The 11,005-nt window shown below is 73.0% G+C and carries 9 protein-coding genes; all 9 read right to left on the bottom strand.

What is annotated here, in order from left to right:
* Positions 1 to 862, bottom strand: an 862-nt coding sequence (locus AC08OP_RS13280) for an ABC transporter ATP-binding protein (protein ID WP_476614473.1), incomplete at its 3' end; no start/stop codon positions are given.
* A gap of 156 nt (positions 863 to 1,018) precedes the next feature.
* The gene (locus AC08OP_RS13275; RefSeq protein WP_476614472.1) at positions 1,019 to 2,551 is read right to left on the bottom strand and encodes a cobyric acid synthase; all 1,533 of its coding nucleotides are present in this window, start codon (positions 2,549 to 2,551) and stop codon (positions 1,019 to 1,021) included.
* The gene (locus AC08OP_RS13270; RefSeq protein ID WP_476614471.1) at positions 2,548 to 3,657 is read right to left on the bottom strand and encodes a cobalamin biosynthesis protein; all 1,110 of its coding nucleotides are present in this window, start codon (positions 3,655 to 3,657) and stop codon (positions 2,548 to 2,550) included. Before AC08OP_RS13270 ends, AC08OP_RS13275 begins: the two co-directional genes overlap by 4 nt.
* Positions 3,658 to 3,660: 3 nt before the next feature.
* The gene (locus AC08OP_RS13265) at positions 3,661 to 6,765 is read right to left on the bottom strand and encodes a DEAD/DEAH box helicase (protein WP_476614470.1); all 3,105 of its coding nucleotides are present in this window, start codon (positions 6,763 to 6,765) and stop codon (positions 3,661 to 3,663) included.
* A 106-nt stretch (positions 6,766 to 6,871) separates the two neighbouring features.
* Entirely contained in the window at positions 6,872 to 7,912 is a 1,041-nt protein-coding gene (gene tatC / locus AC08OP_RS13260) for a twin-arginine translocase subunit TatC (RefSeq protein WP_476614469.1), read from the bottom strand.
* Positions 7,913 to 7,988: 76 nt separating this feature from the next.
* On the bottom strand, positions 7,989 to 8,312 hold the full coding sequence (tatA, locus tag AC08OP_RS13255) for a Sec-independent protein translocase subunit TatA (RefSeq protein WP_476614468.1): 324 nt from the start codon (positions 8,310 to 8,312) through the stop codon (positions 7,989 to 7,991).
* 336 nt (positions 8,313 to 8,648) lie between these two features.
* Positions 8,649 to 8,864, bottom strand: coding sequence for a hypothetical protein (locus AC08OP_RS13250; protein WP_476614467.1), 216 nt, complete (start codon positions 8,862 to 8,864; stop codon positions 8,649 to 8,651).
* A 10-nt stretch (positions 8,865 to 8,874) separates the two neighbouring features.
* The gene (locus AC08OP_RS13245; RefSeq protein ID WP_476614466.1) at positions 8,875 to 9,843 is read right to left on the bottom strand and encodes a helix-turn-helix transcriptional regulator; all 969 of its coding nucleotides are present in this window, start codon (positions 9,841 to 9,843) and stop codon (positions 8,875 to 8,877) included.
* 55 nt (positions 9,844 to 9,898) lie between these two features.
* Positions 9,899 to 11,005 (bottom strand): helix-turn-helix transcriptional regulator (locus AC08OP_RS13240; RefSeq protein ID WP_476614465.1); only part of this gene is annotated, 1,107 nt, incomplete at its 5' end.

The following is an 11,005-nucleotide window of genomic DNA, read 5'->3' as shown; positions in this document are numbered from 1 at the left end:
ACGGCCGGCGACGACGGAACTCCCGCTCCGGGCCCGTGGCCAGCGCTGCGCGCAGCACCGCCTGGTCGTCGGCACCCGCGGCGAGGCCCAGCACCGTCCGCGGCCCGTCCCGGTGACGCACGACGACCCCCGGTATCCCGTCGGCCCAGCCCGGCGGCGCCGCCGGCGCGTCCACCACCACCTGCAGATCACCGCCCGCGCGCAACTCGTCGACCGAACCGCAGGCGACTATCCGGCCCGCCCGCACGATCCCGACCCGGTCGCACAACCGCTCGACGAGATCGAGCTGATGGCTGGAGAACATCACCGGAACCCCGGCGGCGCGACGCTCCCGCAGCACCTCGCTCATCACATCGACGGCCACCGGGTCCAATCCGGAGAACGGCTCGTCGAGTATCAGGACGACCGGATCGTGCACGAGCGCGGCGGCCAGCTGCACCCGCTGCTGGTTACCGAGGCTGAGCTTCTGCACCTCGTCGTCCAACCGGCTGGACACCCCCAGCCGCTCGGTCCACCGCGCCACTGCGCGACGGGCCGCCGCCAGCCCCATTCCGTGCAGTTGCGCGAGGTAGACGAGCTGCTCACCCACCCGCATCCGCGGGTACAGGCCGCGCTCCTCCGGCATGTAGCCGATCCGGCGGCGGGTACGCAACGTCAGCGGAACGCCGTCATAACGCACGACCCCGGAATCCGCCGCGAGCACCCCGAGGGCGATACGCATCGCCGTCGTCTTCCCGGCACCGTTGCTGCCGACGAACCCGAACAGCTCGCCGGCCCGCACCTCGAACGTCATCGACTCCAACGCGACGACGTCGCCGTACCGTTTCGACACCCCGTCGATCTCGAGCCGTCCGTCGCCCACCTGCACCACTTTCCACTCCACAGCGTTCCGGGTAACGGTCAACCCCTGCCCCTGCCACGGGCGTCTCCGGCAAGGAGATTCTCTCCACCAGATGCTATTGGCGGTGGTTTTCATGATTGATTTTATGCGGTGCGACGATGTCAACACCGTTGATTATCAGGGTGCGCCCGGAGGAACGAACGGCAGGCCGGCGGGTGTGCCCTCGGCGAGCAGGCGGCGCAGGGCGCCGGTGTCGAGATGGTCGGCGACGAGGTCACCGAGGGCGTCGAGGCGGCGCTGCCGGACATCGGCGAAACGCGTGAACGCCGGGACGAACGAACGCCCCGCGGCCGTGGCCACGTCGGCGAGATAGGCGCGACGGAACGCGTCGTTCTCCAGCACTCCGTGCCAGCTCGTGCCGGCGACCGCGCCGACGCGCACCCCATCCGCGGCGAACGGGGCGCCGTCCGGATGGTCCTCGACGGTCAGCCGCCCGTGCCGGATCTCATAGCCGGTCAGCGGCCGGCCGGCGGCATCGGTGGCCGCGCGGCGACCGAGCAGCTTCACCGGGTCGAACGTGGTGATGACCGGGAGCAGGCCGAGACCCTCGACCTCACCCGCACCCGATTCGACGTCGTCACGGATGCGACGGCCGAGCATCTGGTAGCCGCCACAGATACCCAGCACCGGGCGGGCGGCGGCGGCGCGCTCGGCGAGGGTCGCGGCGAGACCGCAGCGACGCAGCCAGCGCAGGTCCTCGACGGTGGAACGGGTGCCCGGCAGAATCACGAGGTCGGCGTCGACGAGCTCGTCCGATCGGGTGGCCAGGCGCACCGCGACCCCGGGCTCGGCGCGCAACGCGTCGATGTCAGTCACGTTCGACAGCCGGGGCAGCCGGATGACGGCGACCCGCAGCACCTCCCGCCGACCGGCGTGCGACCCGACTGCTGTCCCGGGCCCGGGGGAAGGCTCGGCATCGGGGAAGGCGGCGAGGTCGAGGGAGTCCTCGACGTCCAGCCACAACCCCGCCTTCCAGGGGACGACGCCGTGCACCGGCCGGCCGGTGAGCCGTTCGATCTGGCGCAGCCCGGGTTCGAGCAGCCGGGCGTCGCCACGGAACCGATTGATCACCCAGCCGGCGACCAACGCCTGGTCGGCCGCATCGAGCAGGGCCAGCGTGCCGAACAGGGCGGCGAAGACCCCGCCCTTGTCGATGTCGCCGACCACGATCACCGGCAGGTTCGCGGCGCGCGCCAGGCCCATGTTGGCGATGTCGGTCGAGCGCAGGTTGATCTCCGCCGGGGAACCGGCCCCCTCACAGATCACCGCGTCGAACCGGCCGCGCAGGTCGTCCAGGCACTCCAGGACGATCGCGGCCAGCCGTTCCTTGTACGGGCGGTAGCCGAGCGCGTCGACCTCGGCGACCGGGCGGCCCAGCACGACAAGCTGGCTGTGCCGCTGACCCCCCGGTTTGAGCAGCACCGGGTTCATCGCTGCCTCCGGTTCCACACCGGCCGCCGCTGCCTGCATCGCCTGGGCCCGGCCGATCTCCGCACCGTCGGCGGTGACCGCTGAGTTCAACGCCATGTTCTGCGCCTTGAACGGGGCGACCCGCACCCCCTCCCGCGCCAGCCACCGGCAGATCCCCGCGGTCAGCACACTCTTGCCGGCGTCCGACGCGGTCCCGGCGACCAACAGTCCCCCGCTCACCGGCCGCGCTCCCTCCCCCCGAAGCCAGAGCGTCCGGATCCGGTACCGAGGCCGAGGCCCAGCCGCGCGGTCAGGACGGAGGCGACCAGCCGCGCCACCGGAGCCGCCGCCGCCGCCAGCGCGACACACACCACGCTCACCGCCGCGGACAACCGGGCCGCGGCTGCGACGTCCGCGCCCTGCGGCCGCCGGCCGAACCCAAGCTCCGGCCGGTGCTCGACGCGGTAGGGGTAGCGCAGCTCTCCCCCGAGCCGCAGCCCCAGCGCCCCGGCGAACGCGGCTTCCACCATCCCAGCGTTGGGGCTGGGATGCGACCGGCCGTCCCGGCGCATGACCCAGTACGCGTCGACCGCCGAACCGCCGACGACCGGGGCGCACGCGCAGGTCACCAGCGCGCACACCCGCGCCGGGAGCAGGTTCGCCAGATCGTCGAGGCGCGCCGCCACCCAGCCGAAGCGTTCGTACCGGGGGCTGTGGTGCCCGATCATCGCGTCGAGGGTGTTGATCGCCCGGTAGGTGACCAGGCCGGGCAGTCCGGCGAGCGCCCCCCACCACAGTGGGGCGACCAGCGCGTCGGAGGTGTTCTCGGCGATGGACTCGATCGCGCCGCGGGCGATCCCGGCGGCGTCCAGCGACGCCGGGTCGCGTCCGCACAGCGCCGGGAGCCGTTCCCGGGCCGCGGCGAGATCGTCGGCGCGCAGCTCCTCGCCGAGGCGTCGGCCTTGACGGCGCAGCGAGGCGCCACCGAGGACAGTCCACGTGACCGCCGCCGTGAGCGCGACGGCGCGTTCAGCGGCGCGTTCAGCGGCGCGTTCAGCGGCGCGTTCAGCGGCGCGTTCAGCGGCGCGTTCAGCGGCGCGTTCAGCGGCGCGTTCAGCGGCGACGGCGGGCACGGCGACCGCGGCGAGCAGCACCGCGGTGTGCAGCGCTCCGGCCGCCCGGCCGTCCCGGTAGAGCCGGTTCTCCAGCCGGGACGCGGCCCGCCCGAACCCGGCGACCGGATGCAGCCGCGCCGGGTCGGCGAGCAGCCCATCCAGCACGGCGCCGAGGACCAGACCGAGCGCGCGTACCGCGCGGGAAGGGACCATGGCACGGGAAAGGACCATGGCTCAGACGCTCATCGCGTAAGCGACGACTCCGCGCCGGACGGCGTCCATCGCCGCCCGGGCGGTCCGGCGCACCCGCGCGCCGTCCGGCGCGCCCGGCGCACCCGGGTCCGGCTGCACCATCGGGGCGACCTGCGCGATCTGGTCAAGGATGTCGATGAGCTGGCGCATCCACCGGACGAAGTCGCCGGCGGTCAGTTCCACGGAACTGTCGGTCAGCACCCGTTCCAACGCGCGGCCCGCGGCCCAGTCGTGCGCGACGGCGACGAATCCGAGCTCGGGCGGGCGCAGGAACGCGAGCCGGTGGGCCTGCTCGGCCTCGGCGAGCCGCTCCGACAGCCGGACCATCTCAGCGAGGCAGTCGCGCAGCGCCGCGCCGCCCGGCAGCGCCGGGACGCCGGCGTCGTCGCCGCGCGGCTCGAACACCAGCGTGGACACGGCGGCGGCCAGCGCCGGCGGGGTGAGATCGTCCCAGATGCCGGCGCGCAGGCATTCGGCGACGAGCAGGTCCTGCTCCGAGTAGATGCGCGCGAGCACCCGCCCGGCGGCGGTGACGCTGTCCCCGTCCAGGTAGCCGAGGTCCTCGAGCGCGGCACGGACCCGGTCGAACGTCTTCGCGACCGTGTTCGTCCGGCCCTCCACCTTCCGCGAGATCGCGGCGGTCTCCTTGACCAGCCGGTTGACCTGCTCGGCGGAACGCAGGTGCTCCTCGCGGCGCGGGCAGTCGTGCACCGGATGGGCGCGCAGGGCCCGGCGCAGCCGGGCGAGCTCGGCGTCGTCCGCCGCGGCCGAACGGACCCTGGCCCGCCGGCCCGGAGGGGCATCGGGGTTGACGTCGGCGGCGCGCAGGGAGGAGGCCAGATCCCGGCGCGACTGCGGCGAGCGCGGGTTGAACGACCGCGGCACCCGGACCCGGCCGAGCGGTTCGACGGCGATCGGGAAGTCAGTCAGGGACAGCCTGCGGACCTGCCTGTCCGCGGTGAGCACCACCGGCCGCGGGCCGTCGGCGGCGCTCGCGGCGACGTCGGCGTCGAGCACGACGGCGAGCCCGCTGCGCCGCCCGGCGGGTACCCGCACGATGTCCCCGGTCCGCAGCCGGGCGAGCGCCGCCGCGGATTCGGCCCGCCGGCGCGCGGAACCCTCCCGCGACAGCGCGGCCTCCCGCTCGGCAATCTCCCGGCGCAACCGGTCGTACTCGCCGATGTCACCCTTGTCGCAGCTCAACGCCTCGCGCTTCGCGTCGATCGCCTCGGTGTTGCGCTGCACCGCCCGGGCCAGGCCCACCACGGCCCGGTCGGCCTGGAACTGCGCGAACGACGACTCCAGCACGGTACGTGCCCGCTCCCGCCCGAGCCTGCCGACCAGGTTGACGGCCATGTTGTACGACGGCCGGAACGACGAGCGCAGCGGATAGGTCCGCGTGGAGGCCAGCCCCGCGAGTGCGAGCGGGTCCAGCCCCGGCTGCCACAGGACGACCGCGTGGCCCTCCACGTCGATGCCGCGCCGCCCGGCGCGGCCCGTCAGCTGAGTGTACTCCCCTGGGGTGATGTCCACGCGGCTCTCGCCGTTGAACTTCGTCAGCCGCTCCAGCACGACCGTGCGGGCGGGCATGTTGATGCCGAGTGCCAGGGTCTCCGTGGCGAAAACCACCCGGACCAGCCCCTGGACGAACAGCTCCTCGACGATCTCCTTGAAGGTTGGCAGCATGCCGGCGTGGTGAGAGGCGATGCCGCGTTCCAGCCCCTCCAGCCACGCCCAGTAGTCGAGCACGGCGAGGTCAGTCTCGGGGATCCCGGCGGTGCGTTCCCGGACCAGGGTCCGGATCCGCTGCTGCTCCGCGGGGCCGACGAGCCGCAGACCCGCACGCACGCAGGAGGTGACCGCCGCATCGCAGCCGGCCCGGCTGAACACGAAGACGATCGCGGGGAGCAGGCCGTCGCGGTCGAGCCGTTCGACGACCTCCGGCCGGCCCGGCACCCACGTCCGCCGGCGCGCGCCGGGCGCCCCCCGGCCGCGGCCGACCGTGGGATAGCCCCCCGACAGCGCCCGGCTCTCCTCGCGGGCCAGCCGCAGCAGGTCCGGGTTCACCACTCGTCCACCGACCGCCGTCGGACCACCACGGGCCGCGGGGAAGTCTGCCACGGGCGCCCGGCCGGCACCCCCATTGCGACCACGGTCGCCACCGCGACCCCTCTGGGTGTCCCGGCCCCGTTCGCCGTTACGGTTACCGCCCCGGTCCCGCCCGCCGGGCCGCTCCCGCTCCCGCCCGCGGTCCCGATCGCCGCGGTCCCGATCGCCGCGGTCCCGATCGCCGCGGTCCCGATCGCCGATGGTGGCGCGCCGGGTGCCGGCTACCTCGAATCCGGCCTCGACCCCGGCGCTCCACCTCGACCGGGCGAGATCATCATCCAGGACGGCACGGAGTGCCGCGGGTCCGCCCGGCGGCGGGGTGCCAGGAGTGTCCTCGAGGAACAGGTCGTACAGGGTGCGGTCAGCGAGCACATGCTGCCACAGCGGAACGGGACGATGATCGCTGACGATGACCCGGGTGTGGCCGCGCACCGTGACCAGCCACTCGGCGAACTCCTCGGCGTTACTCACCGTCGCGGACAGGGAGACCAGCCGGACCTGCGCCGGCAGATGGATGATGACCTCCTCCCACACGGCGCCGCGCTGGCGGTCGGCGAGGTAATGCACCTCGTCCATGACGACGTAGCCGAGGTCGTCCAGCCGGCCGTTGTCGGCCGGGCCGGCGTAGAGCATGTTGCGCAGGACCTCGGTGGTCATCACCACGATCGGGGCGTCGCCGTTGCGGGAGGTGTCCCCGGTCAGCAGGCCGACCGAGGCGGCGCCGTAGCGGGAGACGAGATCGGCGTACTTCTGGTTCGACAGCGCCTTGATCGGCGTCGTGTAGAAGCAACGCGTCCCGGTGCGCAGGGCGAGATGGGCGGCGAACTCGCCGACGACCGTCTTACCCGCTCCCGTCGGGGCCGCGACGAGCACCCCTTCACCGGCCGCCAGCGCCGCAACCGCCTCGAACTGGAACGGGTCGAGCCCGAAGGGGAGGCCAGCGGCGAACTCCACAAGAATCTCGGGCGTGGAGGACACATCAGCCACCCTACGGGACGCGACGGCCGGCAGCCGACCGGTTTACGCCGGTCCCGACCGGCCGGGGAGGAACCGACGACCATCAGGTGATGTCGCCGTAGGCCCGTCAGGTGATGTCGCCGTGGGTGACGTCGGTACCCGAGAAGCCCGGGGAGACGGGGGCCGTCCCCGCGCCGACGGGTGTCGACGACCCGGTGCCGGCCGGGTCCGCCGTGCCGGGCGACGTGGCCGTCGCCGCGGGGCCCGCCGAGCGGGGCGGGGCGTCGTCGAAGTCCAGCGGGGAGGTCTCGTCGTCGTCCAGGTCGGTGTACGGGGAGGTGTCCCCGCGGCGGGCCACCCGCCGGTCGTTAAGCCAGCCGATGATCAGTGCGACCTCGTAGAGGACCACCATGGGCAGGCCCAGCGCGAGCATGGTGAACGGGTCCTGGCTGGGGGTGACGATCGCAGCGAACACGAACACCAGGAAGATCTCGGCCCGCCGCCAGGACCGCAGCTTGGCGGTGCTGATGATCCCGGCCAGATTCAGCATCGTGACGAGCAGCGGAACCTCGAATGACAGTCCGAAGATCAGCAGCATCGCCTGGACGTAGCTGAGGTACCGGTTGCCGTCCAGGACGCTGACCAGCCCGTTGCCGCCGAAGCCGAGCAGCAGGCCCAGCCCGGTCGACAACGTCAGGTAGGCGAAGACCGCGCCGGTGGCGAACAGGGCGAGGGAGACGCCGACAAAGGTCAGCGACCAGCGCCGCTCGTGACGGTGCAGACCAGGGGTGATGAAGGACCAGAGCTGATACAGCCACACCGGCGAGGAGACCACCGCCGCGGCGATCATAGAGATCTTCAGGCGGATGGTGAACGCGTCGAGGATACCGAAGAAGTACAGGGTGCAGTCGTCCGCTGCCAGGCCATCCGGGCTGAACCGCTTGCTCGCCGGCAGGTCGCAGTACGGCGCCTTGAGCCAGTCGAAGATGCGCGGCTCGAAGATGAAACAGACGACACCGGCGACCGCGAACGCGAGGAGCGCGATGGCGACGCGGTTGCGCAGCTCACGCAGATGCTCGGTGAGCGGCATGCGACTGTCCTCGACAGTGCGCGTGCGGCGGTGGTTCACCGATGCGACGAGCCTTTGCGGCGTGGGCAACCCTGGCACGTCGGCGGCTCCTGGTCGAGAGGAAGGAGGAAGGGGCGCCGGCGGACGCCCGACAGGCCGTGGGACCGCCGTGAGGTCAGCCCCGGTCGGCGGCCGAGGCGGTGCCGTTCACGGACGCGGTGGCGTTCACGGACGAGGCGGGGGCCTGACCGGGCGCGGCGGCCTGACCGAGCGCGGCGGCCTGCGGCTGGGCCACCGGCGACTGGGCCTCGATCGGCAACGGGGCCGGCTGCGCCGCGGGCGCGGGCTGGTCATCCTCGCGCAGGCCCTTTGTCTCGGCCTTGAAGATGCGCAACGAACGACCGAAGGAACGCGCGGCGTCAGGAAGCTTCTTCGACCCGAACAGCACCAGAACGACGAGGGCGATGATGATGATTTCGGTGGTGCCCAGATTTGGCATGGTCGGCGTCCTCCGATGAGCGCGGTACCGGGCCCGGTCCGACGACCGGTGCGATCGATGCTACGTCCGCCAGCCTAGGAGAGGATAGACGGCGTGCGGGTATCCCGGAGATGACGGATGCGCAACGAAGCCGACCTGCACGATAGCTCGTAGCACTCAGCGGGCAAAGCGTGTCCACAACGACACCAGAAACCCCAAATCATCACCGATCGCTACCTCGTCAAGCCGGAAGTCCTGGATTGTGGCAACACAACACCATATGGCACGATCGACGTCACGCGACGGTCACTCCCGGCGGATCACACGGGGACCACGGATCCGGTCAAGCGGATCCGGTCAGGACGTGCGTTCGGCAAGCCGCGCGCTGACCTCGGCGTGGTCGAGCCGCGCCGCGAGCGCCGCGGTGTCCGAGGCCAGGGCCGAGACCCGCGCGGACAGCTCCGTCGTGGCGGCCCGCACCGCGCGCATCTTCTGCCACACCCGCCACGCACTGAGCGCCAGCAGGGCGAGCGCGCCGACGATGAGGACGAGGTAGAGGAGCGCCCAGAGCACACCGATCACCCTACTCGGCGGTCGGCGTGAGCCCATAGGCGAGCAGGGCCTGGCGGGCCAAGGCGTGCACCTCCTCGGCGAGCGCCGGCGGCTCGACCACCCGCACGTCGGCCCCGAGACCGAGGACCAGCCGGTGCAGCCAGGAGGTCTCCCCGGCGTACAGCGTGACCTCGAGCCGTCCGCCGGGCAGCTCGCGCACCTCGGTGACCGGGTAGTAGTCGGCCACCCACCGGGCCGGGGACGCCAGCTCCAGCACGACCCGCACGTCCGCCGGGCCGGGCCGGTAGATCCCCTCCCTGGTGTCGCGGGACACCGTACCCGGCGGCGGGACCGCCGGGGCGTCGAGGATCGTCACCCCGCCCGGCCCGTCGATGTGGTCCAGCCGGAACAGCCGCACCGCCTCCGCCCGGTGGCACCATCCCTCCAGGTACCAGCGGCCGTCCTGGACCAGCACCCGCATCGGGTCGACGTCGCGCTCGGTCAGCTCGTCGCGGGACCACACCAGGTAGCGCAGATGCACCCGCCGGCGGTCCCGCAGCGCCCGCTGCACCACCGCGAGGACCTCGTCGTGGACGTCGAGGGTGACGCGTACCTGGCCGACGGCGGCGGTGCCGGCCGCCTCCTCCAGCTTCTCCAGCGCCCGGTCCAGGGCCTCGCGGCCGGCGAGGCCGGGCACGTCGGCGAGCGCGCGGGCGGCGACGATCAGGGCCGTCGCCTCGTCGACCGACAGCCGCAGCGGCCGGTCGAGAGTCTGCGGATCGACGACGGTGATCTGATCACCGGAATAGCTCAGGTCGATGAGGTCCCCGGGCGCACCGCCGGGCAGGCCGCAGACGAACAGCAGGTCGAGGTCGTCGCGCAGCTGGCGGGGGGTGACCCCGAAGGCCACCGCCGCCTCGGTCAGGGAGATCCCGGGATGCGCCCGCAACCAGGGGACGAGCGCGAGCAGCCGGCTCAGCCGGTCGGTGGCGGCGCTCACCGCGTGCCCGGGGCGAGCGCCGGACGATGAACCGGGGCGGGCACCGCACGGCGGATCATCGGGCGCTCACCGGGCGTTCGTCGCGGCGCACCCCCGCAGGTGGGGACGCCACGCCGCGGGCGGCGGTGCCCGTGAGGGCCGCCCGGAGCCGACCGACCACAGCCGCGCGCAGCTCGGGTGGGTCGACGACGACGACGTCCGGACCCGATCCGACGATCCACCGGGCGAGCTGTTCGGTGTCGGCGAAGTCCATCTCCAGCAGATCCATGCCCGGCGGTGGATTCGTGTCCGACGACGGATCGGCGTCGGCCGGCGACGGCGACGCCGCCGGGCGGGCGTACCGTCGCAGCGCGTGCGCGCTGCCCCGGCGGACCGCCAGCGTGGCGGTCCGGAAGCGGTCCGGGGGGGCCTGCGCCGAGACCATCGCCCGCAGGTCGACCCCTGGCGGGACCTGGACCGCGCCGGCCGGTCCGACCATACGCACCGGGCCGGTGAACCGGGACAGCCGGAACACCCGGGCCGCACCACGGTGCAGGTCGTGCCCGGCGAGGTACCACCGCCCCCGCCAGGACAGCACACCCCAGGGCTCGACGTGCCGGTCGGCGGAGTCCGTCTCACCGACCTTCCGGTACGGGAAGCGGATGGTCCGACCGGCCTGGACCGCCGCGAGGCACTGCTCGAAGGCCGGCTCGGTTGCATCGACCCGCGGTTCAAAGCCGTCGAGCACGCCGAGCCCGCCAGCACTCACCGCGGCCCCGCCCGCGGCGAGCTTGCGCAGTGCGCTGGCGGCGGGCCCGGCGAGCGCCGTGCTCGACCACAGCGAGCCGGCGACGGCCAAAGCCGCGGCCTCGTCCGGTTCCAGGGCGATGTCGGGCAGCGCGTAGTCGCCGCGGCGGATACGGTAGCCGATCTCGTTGCTGAACGCCGAGTCCGCGCCGGTCTCCAGGGGGATGCCGATCTCCCGCAGATACGCCTTGTCCCGCTCGAACATCCGCCGGAAGGCGTCCTGCTCTTCCTCGGTGCGCCCGGGCTCGTAGCCCTCCACCAGCTCGCCGATCTGGGACACGGTGAGGAAGCGCGATGTCGCCATCAGGCACATCGTCAGGTTGAGGAGCCGCTCCACCCGTCGCCGGGACACACCCGCAAAGGGTAGCCGCCGGAG

The organism is Frankia sp. CeRuru1 (assembly GCF_977966315.1).
This window is presented reverse-complemented; position numbering and strand designations above follow the sequence as displayed.